The sequence below is a fragment of the Bradyrhizobium sp. USDA 4451 genome (assembly GCF_054822585.1).
Map to the genome: position 1 here is coordinate 1,326,946 of NZ_JBTRCH010000001.1, position 20,661 is coordinate 1,347,606.

Annotated in this window: 18 protein-coding genes; 14 read left to right on the top strand and 4 right to left on the bottom strand. The window is 65.1% G+C overall.

Annotated features, from left to right (window positions below; translation table 11 throughout):
- Nucleotides 1-72 precede the first annotated feature (72 nt).
- Together ACVMB0_RS06090 and ACVMB0_RS06095 are read right to left on the bottom strand one after the other, a co-directional pair.
- Nucleotides 73-729: a glutathione S-transferase family protein gene (locus tag ACVMB0_RS06090; RefSeq protein WP_456756388.1), complete on the bottom strand. Its 657-nt coding sequence runs from the start codon at nucleotides 727-729 to the stop codon at nucleotides 73-75.
- A gap of 83 nt (nucleotides 730-812) precedes the next feature.
- Nucleotides 813-1,949, bottom strand: a complete 1,137-nt coding sequence (locus tag ACVMB0_RS06095; RefSeq protein ID WP_461345626.1) for an acyl-CoA dehydrogenase family protein — start codon at nucleotides 1,947-1,949, stop codon at nucleotides 813-815.
- Nucleotides 1,950-2,166: 217 nt separating this feature from the next.
- Between ACVMB0_RS06095 and ACVMB0_RS06100 the strand changes: the two genes are divergently transcribed.
- Nucleotides 2,167-3,708 (top strand): acyl-CoA synthetase, encoded by a 1,542-nt coding sequence (locus tag ACVMB0_RS06100; RefSeq protein ID WP_461345627.1) that lies wholly within the window; start codon nucleotides 2,167-2,169, stop codon nucleotides 3,706-3,708.
- A gap of 127 nt (nucleotides 3,709-3,835) precedes the next feature.
- A complete protein-coding gene (locus tag ACVMB0_RS06105) occupies nucleotides 3,836-5,059 on the top strand; it encodes an ABC transporter substrate-binding protein (RefSeq protein ID WP_461345628.1) in 1,224 nt (407 codons plus the stop codon).
- 199 nt (nucleotides 5,060-5,258) lie between these two features.
- Here the strand turns inward: ACVMB0_RS06105 and ACVMB0_RS06110 are convergent, their stop codons facing one another.
- A complete protein-coding gene (locus ACVMB0_RS06110) occupies nucleotides 5,259-6,023 on the bottom strand; it encodes a helix-turn-helix domain-containing protein (RefSeq protein WP_461345629.1) in 765 nt (254 codons plus the stop codon).
- Nucleotides 6,024-6,277: 254 nt separating this feature from the next.
- Between ACVMB0_RS06110 and ACVMB0_RS06115 the strand changes: the two genes are divergently transcribed.
- The 3 genes from ACVMB0_RS06115 to ACVMB0_RS06125 all read left to right on the top strand — a co-directional run bounded on the left by ACVMB0_RS06115 (nucleotide 6,278) and on the right by ACVMB0_RS06125 (nucleotide 11,650).
- Complete coding sequence (locus tag ACVMB0_RS06115) at nucleotides 6,278-8,497, top strand: marine proteobacterial sortase target protein (RefSeq protein WP_461349606.1); 2,220 nt, start codon at nucleotides 6,278-6,280, stop codon at nucleotides 8,495-8,497.
- Between the two features lie 193 nt (nucleotides 8,498-8,690).
- The gene (locus ACVMB0_RS06120; RefSeq protein ID WP_461349607.1) at nucleotides 8,691-9,260 is read left to right on the top strand and encodes a class GN sortase; all 570 of its coding nucleotides are present in this window, start codon (nucleotides 8,691-8,693) and stop codon (nucleotides 9,258-9,260) included.
- A 167-nt stretch (nucleotides 9,261-9,427) separates the two neighbouring features.
- Nucleotides 9,428-11,650: an acetate--CoA ligase family protein gene (locus ACVMB0_RS06125; RefSeq protein WP_461345630.1), complete on the top strand. Its 2,223-nt coding sequence runs from the start codon at nucleotides 9,428-9,430 to the stop codon at nucleotides 11,648-11,650.
- 176 nt (nucleotides 11,651-11,826) lie between these two features.
- Here ACVMB0_RS06125 and ACVMB0_RS06130 read toward each other — a convergent pair whose 3' ends face one another.
- A complete protein-coding gene (locus tag ACVMB0_RS06130; RefSeq protein ID WP_456751687.1) occupies nucleotides 11,827-12,588 on the bottom strand; it encodes a S1 family peptidase in 762 nt (253 codons plus the stop codon).
- A 439-nt stretch (nucleotides 12,589-13,027) separates the two neighbouring features.
- On the opposite strand from ACVMB0_RS06130, the gene ACVMB0_RS06135 reads away from it, so the two are divergent.
- The 9 genes from ACVMB0_RS06135 to ACVMB0_RS06175 all read left to right on the top strand — a co-directional run bounded on the left by ACVMB0_RS06135 (nucleotide 13,028) and on the right by ACVMB0_RS06175 (nucleotide 20,659).
- Nucleotides 13,028-13,702 carry a LuxR C-terminal-related transcriptional regulator gene (locus ACVMB0_RS06135; RefSeq protein WP_456751686.1) on the top strand — a complete coding sequence of 225 codons (675 nt, stop codon included), beginning with the start codon at nucleotides 13,028-13,030 and terminating at the stop codon, nucleotides 13,700-13,702.
- A gap of 347 nt (nucleotides 13,703-14,049) precedes the next feature.
- The gene (locus tag ACVMB0_RS06140) at nucleotides 14,050-16,494 is read left to right on the top strand and encodes a cyanobactin maturation protease PatG family protein (RefSeq protein WP_461345631.1); all 2,445 of its coding nucleotides are present in this window, start codon (nucleotides 14,050-14,052) and stop codon (nucleotides 16,492-16,494) included.
- A gap of 174 nt (nucleotides 16,495-16,668) precedes the next feature.
- Nucleotides 16,669-16,863, top strand: a complete 195-nt coding sequence (locus ACVMB0_RS06145; RefSeq protein ID WP_076864612.1) for a hypothetical protein — start codon at nucleotides 16,669-16,671, stop codon at nucleotides 16,861-16,863.
- A 57-nt stretch (nucleotides 16,864-16,920) separates the two neighbouring features.
- Nucleotides 16,921-17,100, top strand: a complete 180-nt coding sequence (locus ACVMB0_RS06150; protein ID WP_456751683.1) for a hypothetical protein — start codon at nucleotides 16,921-16,923, stop codon at nucleotides 17,098-17,100.
- Nucleotides 17,101-17,135: 35 nt separating this feature from the next.
- Nucleotides 17,136-17,477, top strand: coding sequence for a hypothetical protein (locus ACVMB0_RS06155; RefSeq protein ID WP_456751682.1), 342 nt, complete (start codon nucleotides 17,136-17,138; stop codon nucleotides 17,475-17,477).
- A 96-nt stretch (nucleotides 17,478-17,573) separates the two neighbouring features.
- On the top strand, nucleotides 17,574-18,260 hold the full coding sequence (locus ACVMB0_RS06160) for a methyltransferase family protein (protein WP_461345632.1): 687 nt from the start codon (nucleotides 17,574-17,576) through the stop codon (nucleotides 18,258-18,260).
- A gap of 240 nt (nucleotides 18,261-18,500) precedes the next feature.
- The gene (locus tag ACVMB0_RS06165) at nucleotides 18,501-19,064 is read left to right on the top strand and encodes an HAD-IA family hydrolase (RefSeq protein ID WP_461345633.1); all 564 of its coding nucleotides are present in this window, start codon (nucleotides 18,501-18,503) and stop codon (nucleotides 19,062-19,064) included.
- Between the two features lie 173 nt (nucleotides 19,065-19,237).
- Nucleotides 19,238-19,558, top strand: a complete 321-nt coding sequence (locus tag ACVMB0_RS06170; RefSeq protein WP_461345634.1) for a hypothetical protein — start codon at nucleotides 19,238-19,240, stop codon at nucleotides 19,556-19,558.
- Nucleotides 19,559-19,711: 153 nt separating this feature from the next.
- The gene (locus ACVMB0_RS06175) at nucleotides 19,712-20,659 is read left to right on the top strand and encodes an AAA family ATPase (RefSeq protein WP_461345635.1); all 948 of its coding nucleotides are present in this window, start codon (nucleotides 19,712-19,714) and stop codon (nucleotides 20,657-20,659) included.
- Nucleotides 20,660-20,661: the final 2 nt, after the last annotated feature.

Below are 20,661 nucleotides of genomic sequence, written 5' to 3' on the forward strand. Positions count from 1 at the left end.
ACCATAGCGCAAATTCGCGGACTGTCACCGGCGCGAAATGTCGTCATTCCGGGCGCATCGACGCCGGCGAGATTAAGGCCGCGCCCGCGGCGCAACGTTCTGTTCAAGCCCGGCTTTTTGCTCCGCCGCCACCGCGTGCCGGTAACCGTCGCGTTGCTGCAGCCGCGCCCAATAGGCCGCGACATTCGGCCCGAAATCCTTGGCAAGGCCGATATTGCTGGCGAGCCGCAGCGCATAGCCATTTGCAATGTCCGCAGCGGTGAAGCGTTCCGCGCAGAGGAATTCCGACTTGGCGGCGGCGGCCTCCACCGCGCGCAGCCGGCCCAGGAACCATTTTGCATAATCGCCCGAGACCTGCGGATTGCGCCGCTCCTCCGGCTCGAGCTGGCTGTAACGCAGCACCAAGGTCTGCGGAAAGGTCAGCGTCGCGTCGGAAAAATACATCCAGTTCAGGAACGCGCCATAGGCCGGCTCGTCGACGCTGACGATGAGCGACGTCGGACCGTACTTGGTGCCGAGGTAATGGCAGATGCCGGAGGACTCCGTCATCTTGGTCTCGCCATCGACCATGAACGGGATGGTGCCGAGCGGATTGATGCCGAGATACTCCTTGGCGAACACGCGCGGCGGAAACGGCAGCATCTTCAGCTCATAGGGCAGCCCGAGCTCCTCCAGCATCCACAGCGGACGGAACGAGCGCGCGGCATCGCAGTGATAGAGCGTGATCATCTCAGGCATTCCCCTTGTGGTCTATCCCTTTTCATTCCGGGGCGGCCGCGCAGCGGACGAACCCGGCATGACGGGAAACTCTGTTACAATCCCATCTGCCTTGACGCGAGATCCTTCATGATCTCCTCGGTGCCGCCGCCGATGGCGTTGACCTTGACTTCGCGGTAGATGCGCTCGACCTTGACCCCGCGCATGAAGCCGGCACCGCCGAAGATCTGCACCGCTTCCGAGGCGCAGTGCGCCATGGTCTGGGTCGCCTGGTTCTTCATCATGCAGATCTCGGCGACCGGGCTTTCGCCCTGGCCGAGCCGCCACGCCAGCATTTCCAGCATCGCCTGCGAAGCCGCGACCTTCTGCGCCATGTCGACGATCTTGTGCCGGATGACTTGATGTTGCGCGATCGGCTTGCCGAAGGTCTTGCGCTCCTTGGCATAGGCGATCGCCTCGTCGAGGCAGACCCGCGCAGACGCGGTGCAGCCCGCCGCCATGCCCATGCGCTCGCTGTTGAAGTTCTGCATGATGATCTTGAAGCCCTGGCCTTCCTCGCCGATCAGATTCTCGACCGGCACCCGGCATTCGTCGAAATGAAGCGTCGCGGTGTCCGACGCCCACCAGCCCATCTTCTTTAGTCTGGTCCGGGAGAGACCCGGCGTATCGCCTTCGATCAACAGCAGGCTGACACCGCCCGGCCCCTCGCCGCCGGTGCGCACCGCGACCGTCAGATAGTCGGCGCGCATGCCCGAGGTGATGAAGGTCTTCTCGCCAGAGACGACATAATGATCGCCGTCGCGCCGCGCCCTGGTGCGGAGGTTCGCGACATCGGAACCGCCGCTCGGCTCGGTGATCGCGAGTGCGGAGATCTTCCTGCCCGCGAGCACCTCCGGCAGCACGCGCGCCTTGACCTCGGGCCGCGCGGCACGGGCGATCGGCGGCGAGCCGATAGTGTGGCTCATCAGGCTGGCCGAGACGCCGCCCGCGCCGGCACGCGCCAGCTCCTGCGAGGCCACGATCTTCATGAACTGGTCGGCGGCGATCCCGCCATATTCCTCCGGAAAGCCGAGGCCGAGCAGCCCGATCTCGGACGCCTTGGCATAGAGTTCGCGCGGAAACTCGCCCTCCTCGTCCCATTGATGGGCAAATGGCTCGATCTCCCTGACAACAAAGCGCCGCATCACCTCGCGAAAGGCTTCATGCTCGCCGGTGTAGAACGGGTTTGCCATCCCGGTGCTCCGTTGATTCTCGCTTCCGACGATGTCCGGATTCTTCTCAGGCCACTTGCGTCGAGTGGCTGCCTCCGGTGCCGGCGTCTGGCCCGCCCGATCGGCCAGCCACTAAACGCAAGACAGTATCGCAATACGCCCCTTCCACTGCCAATTCATGGCATCAATCGAGCCAGGAACAGGCGGCGCAAGACTGTCGTTCCCGGAGGAGGGACATGTGCCGGTTCGTTACTACGACTGGATCGCGCATCATCGTCGGCGCACGCCGGACAAGATGGCGCTCGTCGATCTCGCGAGCGGACGCCGCTTTGGCTATGCCGAGCTCGATGCCCGCGTGTCGCGGCTCGCCGCTTGGCTGCGCGACGAGCTGAAGGTTGCGCGCGGCGACCGCGTCGCGGTGCTGGCGCTGAACACCACGGATACGTTGGAGGTGCAGTTCGCCTGCTTCCGGATCGGCGCGATCTTCCTGCCACTCAACACCCGCCTCACCGTCCCCGAGCTACGCTACATCACCGGCGACGCCTCGCCCAAGGTGATGATCCATGACGACGACCTCGCCGAGACCGCGCTTGCGGTCGCCAAACTCTGCAATGTCGCCTCCACGGTGAGACTGGGCCCCGGCGGTACCTACGAGGCCGGCATTGCTGCGGCCAAGCCACTCGAACGGTTCGAGGAGGTCACGCTCGATGACATCTCGACCATCATGTACACCTCGGGCACCACGGGCCAGCCCAAGGGCGCAATCATCACGCACGGGATGACGTTCTGGAATTGCGTCAATCTCGGCGGTCCGGCCTACATCTCGCCGGCCTCGGTGCTGCTGACGGTGCTGCCGCTGTTCCACACCGGCGGGCTGAATTGCTACACCAACCCGGTGCTGCATGCCGGCGGCACCGTGCTGATCATGCGCGCGTTCGATCCCGGCGAGGCGCTGAAGCTGATCGGCGATCCCTTGCAGGGCATCAACGTGTTCTTCGGCGTGCCCGCGATCTATCAGTTCATGGCGCAGCATCCGAGTTTTGCGACCGCGGATTTCAGCCGCCTGACGATTGGCGGCGTCGGCGGCGCGCCGATGCCGGTGCCGCTGCTGAAAACCTGGGAGGCGCGCGGCGTGGCGCTGCAGCAGGGCTATGGCATGACCGAGACCTCGCCGGCGGTGATGGTGCTCGACCGCGAGGATGCGGCGCGCAAGGCCGGCTCGTCCGGCAAGCCGGTGCTGCACACCGAAGTACGCATCGTGCGGCCAGACGGCAGCGATGCCGCGGTCGGCGAGCTCGGCGAACTCTGGGTCAAGGGCCCGAACATCACGCCGGGCTACTGGAACCGGCCGGATGCCAATGCCTCCTCCTTCACCGACGGCTGGCTGCACACCGGCGACGCCACAAGGATCGACGAGGAAGGCTTCTACTACATCGTCGATCGCTGGAAGGACATGTACATCTCCGGCGGCGAGAACGTCTATCCGGCCGAGGTCGAGAGCGTGCTGCATCAACTGACCGCCGTGGCCGAGGCCGCCGTGATCGGCATTCCGAATGAGCAATGGGGCGAGGTCGGAATGGCCGTGATCGCCGTGAAGCCGGGCCATACGCTGACGCCGGCCGAGATCCACGCGCATTGCCAGGCCAATCTGGCGCGGTTCAAATGCCCGCGCCTGATCGAATTCATCGATGCCCTGCCGCGCAACGCGACAGGCAAGATTCATAAGCCGACGCTCCGGCAGCAATTCAGCCAGCCGAAGCCGACCGATACCGCGGCGTGACCTTGAGGCGCGTCTTGCGCGTTCCGTGTCTCGCCGCGACCACAGATACCCCGCAACCGGCTGCCGGGACCGGCTGCGGGTTCGTTGCGTCAGTCCCCAACCAGAATCAATCGAGGAAATTGCCTTTATGGAAACTACAAAAAAATTGTCGTTGCTGGCCGCAGCCGCGGCGCTCTGCCTGCTCTCCACCCAGGCCGCCTTTGCACAGAAGAAGTACGACACCGGCGCCTCCGACACCGAGATCAAGATCGGCAATGTCGAGGCCTATAGCGGTCCCGCCTCAGCCTACGGCATCATCGGCAAGACCGAGGAAGCCTATTTCAAGATGATCAATGATCAGGGCGGCATCAACGGCCGCAAGATCAACTGGATCTCCTATGACGACGGCTATTCGCCGCCGAAGACCGTGGAGCAGATCCGCAAGCTGATCGAAAGCGACGAGGTGTTCCTGGTGTTCAACGCGCTTGGCACGCCGACCCAGACCGCGGTGCAGAAGTATCACAACGCCAAGAAGGTGCCGCAGCTGTTCCTCGCCACCGGCGCCAGCAAGTGGAACGACCCGAAGGACTTCCCGTGGACGATGGGCTTCCAGCCGAGCTATCGCGTCGAGGCGCGGATCTTCGGCAAGTACATCCTCAAGGCCAAGCCGGATGCCAAGGTCGCTATCTTCTATGCCAATGACGATTTCGGCAAGGACTACCTGATCGGCCTCAAGGAGGTGCTCGACAAGTCGAGCGTCAAGATCGTCGCCGAGGAAAGCTACGAGACCACGGAGCCGTCGATCGATTCCCACATCGTCAAGCTCAAGGACACCGGCGCCGACGTGTTCGTCAACATCTCGACGCCGAAATTCGCGGCCCAAGCGATCAAGAAGATCGCCGAGCTCGGCTGGAAGCCGATGCAGGTGATGACCGACGTCTCGATCTCGATCGGCGCCGTGATGAAGCCCGCCGGGCTCGAGGCCTCGGAAGGCGTGCTGTCGGCGGGCTACCTCAAGGACGCTTCCGATCCGCAGTGGAAGAACGACGAGGGCATGAAGAAGTTCATGGCCTTCGCCGAGAAGTACATGCCGGGCGCCAACCTCTCCGACGCCAATCTGGTCTATGGCTACGCCGCCGCGCAGACCATGGTGCAGGTGCTGAAGCAGGCCGGCGACGACCTGACGCGCGAGAACGTGATGAAGCAGGCCGCCAGCCTGAAGGATTTTGCGCCCGACACGCTGATCCCCGGCATCAAGATCAACACCAGCCCGACCGACTTCGCACCGGTCGAGCAGCTCAAGATGATGCAATTCAAGAACGGACAGTGGGAGCTGTTCGGCGACATCATCAGCGCCGAGACGGGCGGCTAGCGCTACGCCATAGCAACCGCAGTGCCGCGAAGCCGCCCATCCGGGCGGCTTCGTCGTTCTTGCGGATCAACCTATCTCACCGTCACCCTGAGGAGCCGCGAAGCGGCGTCTCGAAGGGTCGACGGCCCCGGCAGTGGCCGTGTCGAGGCTCGCAAGAGCTCGCACCCCAGGATGACGGGACCCGCATCGCAATCTGCGACTATCCCGGCAAAAAGATCGCGAATGGCTCGTCGATCGTGCGGCGCAGGTGCTCGCGATAGGCGGCGAAATTGGCATCGTCGGCCGACACCCGGCCAAGGCTCGGCTTGGCGACGCTCTTCACCGGCAGGAACGCGATCGGCGCGGCGACCGGGGTCAGCAGCGAGCCGCGGCCGGCGAGCAAGGTCGTGATGATGCCGTACATCTCGCCGGAATTGCGCGGGCGCGACACCGTGATGACGCGATGCTGTCCGTGCCGGTTGGTCACGAGGTAGACGAAGCCGGATTCATTCGGCACCGCGACTTCGCCATACTGCGTATAGTCGGCGTCCTGTCGCTCACCCTCGCGGAAGCCGAGCGATGATGTCGCATCGTCCCAGATGATCTCGGTGCGATAGGCGTAGAGCGCGCCCGGTTCGCCGAACGACGGGCGCACCGTGATGTAGGTGCCTTCGATCCGCGCCACCGAACGGCGCGAATAGGATCCGAGGCTGTCCGGCGCGATCCCGCCATTGGCCGGCACGACCACTTTGATCGCTTCCGGCAGCTTGCGCAGGGACACGCCGAGCGCCTGCTCCAGCCGCACGGTGGTCGCCAGCGTGAACGGGCGGCGACCGCCGAGCACCTTCTCCAGGGTCGAGAGGCTGAGCTTGGCCTGCTCTGCCAGCGTCTGCCGCGAGATGCGGCGGCGGGCGATCTCCTCGCGGATGGTCTCCGCGACCTGCTGGCTCTGCTCGGCGGAAAGTTGCTTGTCCGGCGTCGACATCGTGGTCCTGCGGCGGGTTTCCTATGAATCGGTGCAGTCTAGCAGACCGGACAACCCATCACAAAACCGCACAAACCCGCCTCGGCCGGCGGCGGAGCGCGCCGGACGGCGGCCAATCATTGCCGATCATTCTGCTCGCGCCAAAACCGCCGTTCTCCATGATTGCGAAGCAGCGAAAGCCTCGCTCGGGAGTGACGAAGATGACGATTTACGATGCATGTGAGAGCAGCCCGCAGATCCGCCTCTCGCGCAGGATGCGCATTGCGCTGTTCTTCCTGGTGGAAGGTGTGGCCGCACTGGCGATTGGCTTTGCCGCGCTGTTTGTGAGCTTTGATCCGGTGTGGTCGGCCGAGCTGCCGCAACAGGCGGTGCTGCGGCCATCGGATGCCCGCTCCGGCTCCCTGCTGTTCAAGACCGATGACGGCTATAGCGATGCGCTGAGGCTCGGCATCGATGTAGACCTCACCGTATCGGGCCCGACCGTGCGCGCCCGCGTCACGCAGATCTTCCGCAACCCGACCAAGGACTGGGTGGAAGCGACCTATGTCTATCCGCTGCCGGCGGGCGGCGCGGTCGACACCCTGAAGATGGTGGTCGGCGACCGCATCGTGGTCGGCGACATCAAGGAGCGGCAGCAGGCCCGCGCGATCTACGAGCAGGCCAAGCAGACCGGCCAGAAGGCCGCGCTCACCGAGCAGGAGCGGCCCAATATCTTCACCAACTCGGTTGCCAATATCGGTCCCGGTGAAACGGTGCTGGTACAGATCGAATATCAGGAGCCGGTGCAGCAGAACGGCAATGAGTTCTCGCTGCGGGTGCCGATGGTGGTCGGCCCGCGTTACAATCCGCGGCCCGTCGTGCAAAGCGTCGACCTCCGCGCCGATGGCAGCGGTTGGGGCGCCACCACGACCGATCCGGTACCGGATCGCGACCGCATCGCATCCGACGTGCTCGATCCCGCAGCCAATGCGCCGGTCAACCCGACCAACATTACGGTGCATCTCAACGCCGGCTTCCCGCTTGGCGACGTGAAGAGCCATTTCCACCAGGTCAAGATCGAGAGTCCCAATAGCACGGCGCGCGTCGTCCGACTTGCCGAAGGCCCGGTGCCGGCCGATCGCGATTTCGAGCTGACCTGGAGGCCTGCCGCCGAGAAGGCACCGTCGGTCGGGCTGTTCCGCGAACACGTCGGCGATTCCGACTACCTGCTGGCCTTCGTCACGCCGCCGTCGGTCGAGCAGGCGCAGCAGAAACAGCTGCCGCGCGAAGTGATCTTCGTGATCGACAATTCCGGCTCGATGGGCGGCACCTCGATCATCCAGGCCAAGGCGAGCCTGCTCTACGCGCTCGGCCGCCTGCAACCGACCGATCGCTTCAACGTGATCCGGTTCGACGACACCATGGACACGCTGTTCCCGTCGCCAGTCGCGGCCAACAGCAGCAATATCGGCAACGCGACGTCGTTCGTCAGTGCGATCCAGGCCCGCGGCGGCACCGAGATGGTGCCGGCAATGCGAGCCGCGCTCTCCGACACCAACCATGACGACGCCGACCACGTCCGCCAGGTCGTGTTCCTGACCGACGGCGCCATCGGCAATGAGCAGCAATTGTTCGAGACCATCAGCGCGCTGCGCGGCCGTTCGCGGGTCTTCATGGTCGGCATCGGCTCGGCGCCGAACACCTACCTCATGACGCGCGCGGCCGAGCTCGGCCGCGGCACGTTCACCCATATCGGCTCGGTCGAGCAGGTCGACGAGCGCATGCGCGATTTGTTCGCCAAGCTGGAGAATCCCGCGGTAACCAATCTGTCCGCGAAATTCTCCGAGGCGACCGCCGACCTGACGCCGTCCGCACTCCCCGACGTTTATCGCGACGAGCCGCTGGTGCTGGCCGCGAAGCTCGACAAGCTCGCCGGTTCGGTCGAGATCAAGGGCCGCATCGGCGACCGTCCGTGGAGCGTGACGCTGCCGCTGGCGAACGCCGCCGAAGGCAAGGGCCTGTCGAAACTGTGGGCGCGCCGCAAGATCGCGGACGCCGAGGTCGCACGCACCACGCGGCAGCAGAGCCCCGCAGATGCCGACAAGACCATCCTTGCGCTCGCGCTGGAGCATCAGCTCGTGACCCGGCTGACCAGCCTCGTTGCGGTCGACAAGACGCCGAGCCGTCCCGACGGCGAGCCGCTAAAGCTCGCAGAGCTGCCGCTCAACCTGCCCGCCGGCTGGGATTTCGCAAAGGTGTTCGGCGAGCGCCCGAGCCTGCCGACTGCTCCCACCGAACGTCGCGCTGAGGCCGGCGACGGCAAGGTGCAGCTCGCCGCGCTGAAGCGGTCACCGGTCGCCCCCCAAGGTCCCGGCACGATCCAGCTGCCGAAGACCGCGACCGATGCCGAACTGAAGATGATCGCAGGTGTGATCCTGCTCACGGTCAGCCTCCTGCTTCTGGTGTTCAACCGACGTCAGACGTCGCCCCAATGACGTCGGATGAAAGGAGGAGGTGCCCCCGGCCTCCTCCTTTCCAAGAGCGCGCGCGGCCTTCCCACCCGGGGGCCGCGCGCGCAGTTTTCCCTCGAGCGTCATTGCGAGCGAAGCGAAGCAATCCATGCCACCATTCGGGAAAAATGGATCGCTTCGTCGCTTCGCTCCTCGCAATGACGGGAGTCCGATGACGATGCGCCGCTTCATCCTCCCGCTCGCCTTCGCTCTCATCGGCCTGATCCTGTTCGGCCAGGGCGCCTATATCCGCGCCAAGGCGCTGCTCGCGCAGGTGCTGCTGGAGCGCGCCTTCGCCCAGAGTATCGCGACCGGCCAGCCGGTGAAGCCGTGGCGCTGGGCCGACACCTGGCCGGTGGCCCGGATCGAGGTGAAGCGCCTGCACGCCTCCGCGATCGCGCTTGCCGGCAGCAGCGGCCAGGCGCTGGCATTCGGCCCGGGCCATGTCGAGCAGACCGTCGACGCCGGCGAGCGGGGCGTCGCGGTCTATTCGGCGCATCGCGACACCCATTTCGCCTTTCTGAAAGATGCCACAATCGGCGACGAGATCGACGTGACGCGAAGCGACGGCAAGATGTTTCGCTACCGGGCCGACCGCAGCGCGGTCGTCCGCTTCGATCAATCCGGCATCGATCCCATCACGGATAAGCACGAGCTGGTGCTTTCGACCTGCTGGCCGTTCGACGCGCTGATATCAGGGCCCGAGCGTTATCTGTTGCACGCGACCCTGATCGAATCGGGTTCCTGACTCGCGTCAATTTTCGCCTGCCGGGATATTGCGCGCGACGCCCTGACTTGCGCCGGCGTGAGTTGCTACCCCCTTCCATCAGCCATAAAAACAATGAAAAATCATGTCCTGCGGTGATCGACCGTGGGCCAGAGGAAACAAGCAGAACAAGGATAAGGGCAGGCTCCATGGAAGCTCTCGCACGCACCGCGTCTCATCCGTCCCGCGGATGGGCACCGCCAGCCGACGCCAGCGACATCGTCAAGAGCATCCATGCGATGCTGCACCCGCGCAACATCGTGCTGGTCGGCGCCACCGACAAGCCCGGCAACTACGCCGAACGGATCTGGAACAACCTGGTCAAGTACGGCTATGCCGGAGGCCTTTATCCGATCAACGCCAAGCGCGAGGCGATCTGGGGCGTCACCTGCTACAAGGATTTCGCCAGCCTTCCGGAGAAACCCGACCATGTGCTGGTGCTGGTGCCGGCCCGCTTTGCCGTGCAGGTAATCCGCGACGCCGCCGCCGCAGGTGCGCGCTCGGCGACCATCGTCACGTCAGGCTTCAGCGAATTGCAGGATGAAGAGAGCCAGCGGCTCGCAGTCGAGCTGAAGCAGGCGATCAAGGAGACCGGGCTTGCGGTCACCGGTCCGAACTGTCTCGGCAATCTCAGCGCCGGCGAGAACCTGTTCACCAATATCGACGACCGCATCGTCACCATGGAGCAGGGCGCGGTGGCGATCGCCGGCCAGTCCGGCGCCATCGTGATGGCGATCCGCCAGGCGCTGGAGGATCGCGGCGTCGGCGTCGGCTACATGGTCACGACCGGCAACGAATCCGGTCTCGAGACGCCGGATCTGATGAGCTATTTCGCTGCCGATCCGAGCATCCGTGTCATCGTGGTCTATCTCGAAGGCGTCAGGAATACAAAAGTGTTCCGCGAGGCCTGCAAGGCCGCGCGCGCCGCCGGCAAGCCTGTCATCGCGCTGAAGCTCGGCGCCTCCGAAGGCGGCCGGGCTGCTGCGATGGCGCATACCGGCGCGCTCGCCGGCTCGATCGAGACGTTCGATGCGATCTCGACCCGCGAGGGTGTGATTCGGGTGCGCGGGCTCGACGAACTGATCGAAACCACCGAGTGTTTCGTGCACGCCGATCCGCCGAAGGGCAACCGCCTCGCCGCGGTGTCGCTGTCGGGCGGCAAGCGCGGGCTTCTGATCGATGCGTTCTATTCCGCCGGCCTCAATTTCGCGCCGCTCAGCCCGAGCGCGTCCGGACAACTGGCGCAGATGCTCGGGCCCGGCAGCATCGTCGGCAACCCGCTCGACGCCGGCTTTGCCGCGGTGGTCGATCCCTCCGTCTACATGAAGTCGATCAAGATCATGATCGACGATCCCGATACCGACATCGTCATCATCGATGCTGAACTGCCGAAGGCGCCGCACGAGCTGCGCGAGCGCAATCTGCGGATCGTCAACGACATGGCGGGCCAAGCCAACAAGCCGGTGATCTACATCAGCGCGATGTCGATCGGCTTCACCGAATTCACCAAGGGCCTGCGCAAATCGCTGCCCAATATCGCCGTCATGCAGGGCCTCGACCGCGCGGTCGGCGCGATCAAGTCGCTGATCGAATATGCGGGGTTGCGCAAGGAAGTGCCCGACATCGCGTCGAGCTCGAAGCCGTCGGCGCGCACCGTGCTGGAGAAGACGCTGAAGGCCGCCAATGGCGCCGCCGCGCTCGACGAGGTCGCCTCGAAGAAGCTGCTTAAGGCCTATGGCATCCCGATCTCCAAGGAAGCGGTCGCGCAGACCGCCGCGGAGGCCGTGAAGATCGCCAAGCAGATCGGCTTTCCGGTGGTCGCCAAGGTGGTCAGCCCCGACATCCTGCACAAGTCGGATATCGGCGGCGTGGTGCTGAACCTCGCCAACGCGGCCGAGGTGAAGAAGGCGTTTAACGACATCACCGCGCGGGTGAAGAAGCTGAAGGGCAAGCCGAAGCTCGAGGGCATCCTGATCGCGCAGCAGGTCAAGGCCGATCTCGAGCTCGTGGTCGGCGCCTCGCTCGATGCCGAGATGGGCCCCGTGGTGCTGTTCGGCACCGGCGGCGTCGACATCGAGCTGATGAAGGACGTGGCGCTGGCCGGTGCACCGCTCGATGACGCCGAAGCGAAGCAGCTGATCGCCAAGACCAAGGCCGGCGTCAAGATGAAGGGCTATCGCGGCAAGCCGGCGCTGCACGAGCCGTCGGCGGTGAAGGCGCTGGTCGGACTCTCCAACTTGATGGCCGACGCCAATGGCCGCATCGCCTCGATCGACGTCAACCCGTTCCTGATCAACAGCAAGCTCGGCGTCGCCGTCGACGGCCTGATCGTGCTGAACGACGCCGCCGCGAACAAGGCTGCGGGACATTAGGATGGGGCGCGCGTGTCGTACTCTGTCTCTCCGTCATCCTGAGGAGCCTGCGCAGCAGGCGTCTCGAAGGATCGACGGCCACCAGCCGGGCCGTCGATCCTTCGAGACGCCGCTTCGCGGCTCCTCAGGATGACGGAATTCTGAGTGCGTCGGCGATTCGACCGGAGCGCGCCGGGCTAAAACCCCGCGCCCCACTGCCGCGCGGTCTGCATCACCCAGTCGCGATAGAGCGTCAGCGGCGTCACGCCGGTGATGCCGCCGCACCCCGCAGTGCCGTTCGGCCCGGTCGACCAGCTCACCACGCCGACGATGACAGGCCCGCCAGGCTTGTCCTCGAACACGGGTGCACCGGAATCGCCGGTGCAGGCGCCGAGCCCGTCGCGCACGCCCTGCCCGACCGGATCGACCAGACGAATCTGCAGCGTGCCGGGCTTGCCGCTCGCGATCAGGCCGGCGACGCGAATGCTGCCGCCGCTCTTGCCGTCGCCGCGCACGGTGACACCGACGCCGGCAATGGTGAAGCGGCCGCCGACCTGGATCGGAATGTTCGGCATGCCGAGCACAGCCGGCGCCTTGCCTGCGGCCGGCATCGCGAGTTGCAGCAGCGCGACGTCGGCGGTCGCGACATGATTGGTCATCGCCTGCATCCGAAAGGCTGGATGGATAGCGACCGTCTTGACGTCCTGCAGCTTGGGCTGGCGGTCCGCACCGTACTCGACGATCTTGTAGTCGGCGCCGGGCTGCACGCAATGCGCCGCGGTCAGCACCACCTTCGGCGCGATCAGCGCGCCGGTGCAGAAATTGCCGCGCGAACCGACGATGGTGACGACCGCACGCGCAACGCCGTCGGTCGACGTCGCGCCGCCACCGACGATCGCGAAGGCCGGTGTTGCCATCGACAGGGTGAGAAAGGCTGTCGCTCGTATCAAGCTCGTCATGGAACCCTGTCGATCTGCATCCGTGTTAAGCACATCCGAGGCGCGGCATTGCGTCGCTCACGCTTCGCGCCGGCGAACACGCATTGTTGTACAGAGCATCCGGATTTGTGGGCGTCAATTGTCTAAATATCTAGACGTCGATCACTACGGTATTGAAGTCGCCGCCAAAATTCCTGCTGCGACGAGACGCGTGCAGGCTTCGCATCGCGACCCTGTCGCGAACCGCAACACATCCGATCGCGGTCTGTGTGATCCGCACGATGCGCGAATGTGAACTGCTTCTCTTGATCCTGCGCGTTGCGGCCGTAATTTCGACCCGATAATAATACAACCTCTGGCAGCATACCGCATACTTACCTTCATGACTTTCTGGATGCCGGTACCGTCGAGCTTCAGACGGCTTTTTCCATCCGCCATTTCGTTGAGTTCGAGGATTATCATGAGGATTGCGGTCGTCACGCCGATAAGGCTGTTCAGCGAGGGGCTTACCTCGAGTTTCCAGAACCACGCCGAGTTTGCCATCGCGGCGGCGGTGTCCGATCTGGCCGGGCTGCGCGAGAGTCTCGAGGCCGGCAATGTGAATGTCATCCTGATCGACGTCACACAGGGAATCGATCTCGACGAGGTGCGCACGATCGCGAGCGAGCATGCGGAGATCGCGCTGGTAGCGCTCGGCCTCAACGAGGATAGGCGCGACGTGGTTCGCTGCGGCCGGGCCGGGTTCAGCGGCTACATTTCCCGCAACGCCAGCTTCGATGAGCTCTGCCGCGCGTTGTCGGACGTGGCATCGGGACGGCTAGCCTGCAGCGCCGAGATTTCCGGCGGCCTGCTGCGCGCGCTGTTTTGCATGGAGCGCCAGACCGACACGATCGAGGCGGACCAGGGACTGACGCGTCGCGAAAGCGAGGTCCTCAAGCTGATCGGCCAGGGCCTGTCGAACAAGGAGATCGCACGCGATCTCAATCTCAGCCTTGCGACCGTCAAGCATCATGTCCATCACGTGTTGCAGAAGCTCGGCCTGCCGCGCCGCGCGCAGGCAATGCGGCGGGTGCGCGAAGCGCCGTGGATCGCATCATCCGCACCGACGCTCGATCGTCGCCGCGAGCTCGACTGACCCCGGCATCCTGAATTCCGTGTGCGGCCGGCGGCGCTGCATCGTTGCAGAGATGTGGCGCGTGTCGGCGCGCGCGCGTGCGCGTCGCGCTGCAAGGTCGATCCCGACCAAATCCTTTGATCGATATTTCCAGGCACTCGATCGACCTCATGGATCAATCGAGCCCCATCATCGCCTCGATCCTTTCTGATCCACCGCGACGAATAGGCCGTTTGCGGCAGAGCTGCCACAACTGCACCGACGCAACGAGGTACCGGTGCTTTTTAGCTCGCTGCGCAAATTGCAGATTGCCGTGGAAGACGGATCGCCCGCGTGAGTTCGCGGCAGATCGGTCGGGAAATGATTTCATGAATCCAGTTGCCGACATTCCTGGTCTGGCTGCCTTGTGGCAGCGAACGTCGGGTGGCGACCCCGCGGTGAAGATCGCGATCATCGACGGTCCCGTCGACCTCAATCATCCCTCGCTCGGGCAAGCGCGCGTCGCCATGGGCGGCGAGTTCGTCGCGCCGTCTTCGCCGACGATTCAGTCCGAGCACGGCACCCATGTCACCAGCGTGCTGATGGGCACGCCGGGCAGCCCGGTGCTCGGCGTCGCGCCGAATTGCAGCGCGACCGTGTTCTCGATCTATCGCGAGGACGCCGCCGGGCAAATCGAGCCGTCCTCGCAAAGCACGTTGGCGCTCGCGATCAACCAGGCGCTGGCCGTCGGCGCCGATATCATCAATATCAGCAGCGGCCAGCAATCGGCGACCGGACAGGCCGATCGCATCTTGATGGACGCGGTGCGCGCCTGTGAGCGCGCCGGCAAGCTGATCGTCGCCGCGGCCGGCAATGACGGTTGCCGCTGCGTCCAGGTGCCGGGTAGCCTTTCTTCGGTGCTCGCGGTCGGCGCCTGCGACCTCGCCGGCAATCCGCTGCCGTTCAGCAATTTCGGCGACGCCTATCTCAGGAACGGCATCCTCGCACCGGGCGAGAACATCGCCGGCGCCTCACCCGTTCGCAACGTCAGTCTGCGATCCGGAACGAGCTTCGCTGCGCCGATCGTCGCCGGGGTCGTCGCGCTGCTGCTCTCCTGCCTGCGCCAGAACGGGCGCAAGGCCGATCCGCAAGCCGTCCGTGCCGCGCTGCTCGAAAGCGCGGTGCCCTGCCGCAACGACGGCAGCGCCACGCGCTGCCTCGCCGGACGGCTCGATATTCCCGCGGCTGTCGCCGCCCTGCTTGGCGAGCAGGCGGACGCCGTCATGCCGTCGGGTGCCACGGCCGCGCCTCCCCGCTTCCGGGGAGTATCCGCGCGCCCCTTCCTCCAACCGTCATCCGCCGCTCAGCCAACTGCAACCAGAGAGGGTTCCATGGGAGATCTATCAGCAATGTCTGCACCATCGGCTCCGCGCATATTCGGGCCCGACGGCTCGGTCCTGCGAAGCAGCGCCGGGATCATGCCAAGCGAGGCGCAGCCCGCCGCGCCGGCGGCACCAGCGGCGATGGCCGTCCCCGTCGATCACAGTGTCGCCGCCGCACCGATCGCGGCACCCGCGCCTTATCCGTACCACGCTCCTCATCCGGGCGGCGACATGGTCTGGATGCCGGCACCGGCGCCGCAGATGGTCATGCCGCAGATGGCGATGCCAGCCGCCGGCATGATGCCGCAAACCTGGCTGCAGCCGCAGCAGATGCCGGCGCTGATGCCGAGCCACGCGCTTCCCGTCGCTATGCCGCAGGCGCTGCCGATGTACGAGGCACCCGCGGTCCGGACGAGCGAGACGAGCTGCGGTTGTCGCGGCGGCATGCGTCCGCGGGGCGCTGCGTCCGAGCCCACCGGTCAGCTCGCCTTCCCGATCGGCCGGCTGTTCTACGATTTCGGCAAGGAAGCCCGGCTCGATTACTTCGTGCAGGCGATCGCCAACTGGCGCGACAGCCTGATCGGCCGCGGCGATCCGGCTTTCGGACCGGAGCGCGACCACTCCGGCGACACCTCGGCGCCTTATAATCCCGCGATCATGGCGCGCTATCTGCTGAACCAGGCCGAAGGCGAAACCGCGACGCCGGCCGGCGCCGGCAACAACTTCCCGGACGCCGACGCCATTACCTGGACGATGACGATCGATTCGATCCCGATCTACGCGATCAAGCCGCTCGATGTGTTCGGTCTCGGGTTCTTCGCTGCACTGATCCTGGCGTTGTGGCACCAGGAGGTCTCGCATGACGATCCCGCGACGACCCGGACCGTTGTGAAGGCGACAGCGGCCGCGGCCGACTCCGAGGCACGACCGACGGCGAACCCGCCATTCCCGGGGCCCGGCGGCGTCGCGCGCGTCTCGATGGCCGGTTGGGTCGACAGCACCAACACGACCAAGCTGCTCAACGGAACCGTCGTGCCGACGCTGGTGACCGACTGGCGCGGCTTCTACCAGTGGGATCTGTTCACGCTGTTCGGACCCAAGTCTGATAGCTGGCCCGCAGGTGCCGAGGGCTTCCTCGATCGAATCTACAACGAGTTCCGCAACGTCGGCCTCTCGCCGCAGGACCGCGCGCTGAATTATTCGGCGATGAATGCCTACAACACGCAGAAGATCTTCGGTGACGCCGCCAAGAAGGGCCTGCGGCTCGACACCGTCGAGGTGGATCAGAGCGTCATCTGTCGGCCGGACTCGGATTGCCACGACGTGACCTACCGCTTCTTCAACCCGACGCAGGTCCTGACCCAGGCGCGCGAAGTCTATCAGTACACGATCGACGTCAGCGACGTGGTGCCTGTCGCGGTCGGGCCGCTGCGGCAGTGGCAGGTCTATTGACGCGATTGCTCCTCTGCGTCCCGAGGAGATCAGAACGTGGCGCGAATTGGCGTCACGTGGTCCAGGGGATCGACGCGATGAGCGATCCCCTGGGCGACGTCCAGCGACGGCGGCCCCGGTCGGTGCCCACCTCCGGTCGTTGCCGTCAATTCAAACCGAAAGAAGGAGCTGAACATGTACGCAAGGAACGACTTTGAGACCTTCGGCAGCGTGCGTAGCCCGATCCAGTGTGAGGGCATCGAGCGCGGTCCGAAGCGGATTGCCGAAGTGGCGACCAACGGGTCGGTCAACCCGCAGGGTTGGGGCGACATCCTCGGCGGGATCGCAAAGGTGGCGATCCCCGCCCTCAGCGGCGTCCTCGGCATCTGATCGCCAAACTCGGGGCCCGGCGCTGCCGGGCCCCACCCCATCGTCGAGGAGGCCGATATGATGCAGAAGTCCACCGCCACGAGTCCGCAGCCACAGCAGCAGAACGGTCGCCGGATCGAGCGCTCCGGAAAGATCGTCGTGTCATCCGTCGTGACCCACGCCTCGCTGCTCGCCGCGATCAGCGACCGCAACCCGATCATCGCCAAACGCACCACATCCGACGAAGACAAGACCTGAAATCGTCGTCATCACCAACCTATGGAGCCGATGCCATGGCAAGAACGCCCCGCCAATCCGGATCCGGCAATGCCGCCCCGCCGCCGCAGGCGGACGCAGCATCCGCAGCGTCAAGCATTGCAGACGCGCGGCTGCCGTTGGAGGCAGCTGTTGTCGCCCGTCCGAAGATCGCCACCACGCCCGCTCCGCCGACAACGCAGGCCTATATGGCGCCGCCGCAGGGCCCGGGTGCTCCGCAGCAGATGCGCCATGATGGCTCGCCGCGTTCGGAAGCGCGGCTCAACACCGCGATGAAGATCCTGCTCGATCCCACGGCGCGCGCGCTGCCGAGCAAGGTCTATTCCGGACAGGCGCGAAACTGGACCCGCCGATCGTGAGCGGTCTTGCGCGCTGAACCGCGCTTCGCTGCAAAGGCACGCAACGGCCCGCTCGATTCCGGCGGCGCGGGCCGTTGCCGCTCGTCGGAGAGAGACATGAATGAGACCAGCAATCCGCCGCACATCAATCCGCACCGCGCCGCCTTCACCTTTGTGGGCCTCGGGGCACTCCTGTTTCTCGCCGCCGGCACCTTGCGATGGGCCGGCGCCTGGGTGTTCCTGCTCGAGCTCACGATCGGCGGGCTGATCACCGAGGCCTGGCTTGCGAGGCATGATCCGGGCCTGCTGGCGGAGCGGTGCACCGCGCGCGGCCAGGCCAGCTGGGATCGCGTCATCACGACGATCATGCCGCTGTTGTGGTTGACATGGCTGCCGCTGATGGCGCTCGACGCGATCCGCTACCAGGCATCGCTCGTGCCCTTCTGGCTGCAATGCGCCGGCGCGGTCATGATCGCGGCATCGTTCTACATCGTCTACCGGACCTATCGCGCAAACAGTTATGCCGCACCGGTCGTGAAGATCCAGCGCGACCGCGGGCATGCAGCCGTAACCACCGGACCGTACGCCTATGTGCGGCACCCGATCTATGCCAGCGGCCTGCTGACCTATGTCGGCACGCCGCTGCTGCTCGGATCCTGGTATGGCCTGGCGATCGTGCCTGTGATGGCGGCGCTACTCGGCCTGCGGTCGATGATGGAGGAGCGGATGCTCACCGCCGAGCTCGACGGCTATGCCGACTACCTTACCCGCGTGCGCTATCGGCTGGTGCCGATGGTCTGGTGAGCCCGTTCCGCGTGGCGGTCTTTCGACGCAAACTGGCGGCTTGCCTGATCGGCGGCAATTCCAATAAAGAGAACGGACACGCGTTTCCCTATCTTCCTGCCAGACGGCCGGAAGACGCGAGGCGAAGCCGACGCTTTGCGACGGGCAGGATTTTGACGGGCAGGACATTGATGATCGAGGCAGTGATCTGGGATTTCGGCGGCGTCTTGACCACCTCGCCGTTCGAGGCATTTGCACGCTATGAGACCGAGCGCGGCCTGCCGATCGATATCATCCGCCGCACCAACCGCCGCCAACCATCTGGAAAACGCCTGGGCCAAGTTCGAGCGGGCCGAGATCGGGATCGATGCGTTCGATGAACTGTTCGCCACGGAATCGAAGGCGCTCGGCGCCGAGGTGCGCGGCAGGGACGTGCTGCCGCTGCTCTCCGGCGACCTGCGCCCCGAAATGGTCGAGGCGTTGAAGCGCGTCAAGACGAAATTCAAGACCGGCTGCATCACCAACAATCTGCCGTCGAACGCGATCGGCAGCCACAGCGGACGTACGCTGTATGTCGCCGAGGTGATGGCGCTGTTTGACCATATCATCGAGTCCGCCAAGATCGGCCTGCGCAAGCCCGATCCGCGCATCTACCGGATGATGGTGGAGGCGCTGCAGGTGAATCCTGCGAACTGCGTCTATCTCGACGATCTCGGCGTCAATCTCAAGCCGGCGCGGGAGATGGCCATGACCACGATCAAGGTCGCGAACGCCGCGCAGGCGATCGGCGAACTCGAGGCCGCGACCGGCCTCACGCTGAGGTGAAACGTCCTCCCGGCCTATTCACGCCGCATTCAGCCGGCGGCCGCTAATTGTCGGCCTCCCCGTGGATCACGGCGCGACCGCAAGATCGCATTATGATCCTTTCCTGGTCTGAGCATGATGCTCCGGACAGCCGATATCCGCGTCTCCGGACCATGCCCGCGGAGGCACATCCCATGAAACGTCTTGTCGTCGCCCTTGTCTCGGTTGGTTCGCTGCTGGTTTCGGTCGCAGCCTTCGCGCAATCAACCTCAGCCCCCGCACCGGCAGCAGCGCCGGCGGCGGCGCCTGCACAAGAGAGCGTCGCGGCGGCCCCCGTGCCCGGCGCGAAGCGGGCGGCCTGCCAGAGCGCGGCGAAGGCCCTGAAAGGGCAGGGCCGCCACGACCAGATGCAGCTCTGCATGGCGCAAGCCCATCTCGACTGCCTGAAGCAGGCGATCGACCAGAAGATCGTCGGCCCGCAGCGCAAGGATTTCGTGAAGAGCTGCGCCAGTTGAGCGCTGCGTATTGCGTTCGGCGGAATACCCGGGAACCATGCGCTAACCCCAGCCTTTAACCTCCATGCCATCGCGGGCCGAACGAGCCTTGTGCTTTGCCCGCAACGGGCGCAGAACAGGTCCGAGTTCAAGGCAAATTCGGAGCTGATCCTCGTGGCTGACACCAGGCCCACCGCCTCGATCGAGGCCGTGGAAAGCGGCCTCGCCGCGCAAGGCTATATTGCAAGCCGGCAGATCGCGACCGCGGTCTATCTGTCGCAGCAGATCGAGAAGCCGATCCTGGTCGAAGGGCCTGCCGGCGTCGGCAAGACGGAGCTGGCGAAGGCGATCGCCGCCTGGCGCGGCATGAAGATGATCCGCCTGCAATGCTATGAGGGCCTCGACGAGGCCAAGGCGCTGTATGAGTGGAAATACGCCAAGCAGTTGCTCTACACCCAGATCCTGAAGGACAAGCTCGGCGAGGTGCTCGGCGGCGCGCAATCGCTGGCCGCGGCGCTCGACCAGCTCCACACCTTCGGCGACGTGTTCTTCTCCAAGGAGTTCGTCGAGCCGCGGCCGCTGCTCCAGGCGCTGGAGCAGCCCGCCGGCTGCGTGCTGCTGATCGACGAGATCGACAAATCGGACGCCGAATTCGAGTCGTTGCTGCTGGAGATCCTCTCCGACTTTCAGGTCACGATCCCCGAGCTCGGCACCGTCTCCGCGGTGGCGCCGCCGACCGTGATCCTGACCTCGAACAGCGAGCGCGATCTTGGCGACGCCTTGAAGCGGCGCTGCCTGCATCTGCATATCGGCTTCCCCGAGCAGAAGCTGGAAGAGCGCATCGTCGAGAGCCGGGTTCCGGGCATCTCGCAGACGCTGCGCAAGCAGATGGTCGGTTTCATCCACGAGATCCGCTCGCTCGACCTGAAGAAGCTGCCCTCGGTCAGCGAGGCGATCGACTGGGCGCGCGTGCTGGTGCTGCTGCAGGCCAGCGAGCTCCATACCGAGATCGTCAAGGACACGCTCAACGTGCTCTTGAAATACGAGGCCGATATCGAGGCCGCGACGCCGCAGATCTCGTCCTTCATCGCCAAGGCGTCGCGCCAGGGCGTTTTTAGTTAAAC

Excerpts from the sequence above, each read along its gene's own strand:
- ACVMB0_RS06135 (WP_456751686.1), top strand. The coding sequence starts at position 13,028 with ATGAGGATTGCGGTCGTCACGCCGATAAGGCTGTTCAGCGAGGGGCTT.
- ACVMB0_RS06145 (WP_076864612.1), top strand. The coding sequence starts at position 16,669 with ATGTACGCAAGGAACGACTTTGAGACCTTCGGCAGCGTGCGTAGCCCG.
- ACVMB0_RS06130 (WP_456751687.1), bottom strand. The coding sequence starts at position 12,588 with ATGACGAGCTTGATACGAGCGACAGCCTTTCTCACCCTGTCGATGGCA.
- ACVMB0_RS06165 (WP_461345633.1), top strand. The coding sequence starts at position 18,501 with ATGAGACCGAGCGCGGCCTGCCGATCGATATCATCCGCCGCACCAACC.
- ACVMB0_RS06090 (WP_456756388.1), bottom strand. The coding sequence starts at position 729 with ATGATCACGCTCTATCACTGCGATGCCGCGCGCTCGTTCCGTCCGCTG.
- ACVMB0_RS06120 (WP_461349607.1), top strand. The coding sequence starts at position 8,691 with ATGCGCCGCTTCATCCTCCCGCTCGCCTTCGCTCTCATCGGCCTGATC.
- ACVMB0_RS06140 (WP_461345631.1), top strand. The coding sequence starts at position 14,050 with ATGAATCCAGTTGCCGACATTCCTGGTCTGGCTGCCTTGTGGCAGCGA.
- ACVMB0_RS06115 (WP_461349606.1), top strand. The coding sequence starts at position 6,278 with ATGCGCATTGCGCTGTTCTTCCTGGTGGAAGGTGTGGCCGCACTGGCG.
- ACVMB0_RS06095 (WP_461345626.1), bottom strand. The coding sequence starts at position 1,949 with ATGGCAAACCCGTTCTACACCGGCGAGCATGAAGCCTTTCGCGAGGTG.
- ACVMB0_RS06160 (WP_461345632.1), top strand. The coding sequence starts at position 17,574 with ATGAATGAGACCAGCAATCCGCCGCACATCAATCCGCACCGCGCCGCC.
- ACVMB0_RS06110 (WP_461345629.1), bottom strand. The coding sequence starts at position 6,023 with ATGTCGACGCCGGACAAGCAACTTTCCGCCGAGCAGAGCCAGCAGGTC.
- ACVMB0_RS06155 (WP_456751682.1), top strand. The coding sequence starts at position 17,136 with ATGGCAAGAACGCCCCGCCAATCCGGATCCGGCAATGCCGCCCCGCCG.
- ACVMB0_RS06105 (WP_461345628.1), top strand. The coding sequence starts at position 3,836 with ATGGAAACTACAAAAAAATTGTCGTTGCTGGCCGCAGCCGCGGCGCTC.
- ACVMB0_RS06170 (WP_461345634.1), top strand. The coding sequence starts at position 19,238 with ATGAAACGTCTTGTCGTCGCCCTTGTCTCGGTTGGTTCGCTGCTGGTT.
- ACVMB0_RS06150 (WP_456751683.1), top strand. The coding sequence starts at position 16,921 with ATGATGCAGAAGTCCACCGCCACGAGTCCGCAGCCACAGCAGCAGAAC.
- ACVMB0_RS06125 (WP_461345630.1), top strand. The coding sequence starts at position 9,428 with ATGGAAGCTCTCGCACGCACCGCGTCTCATCCGTCCCGCGGATGGGCA.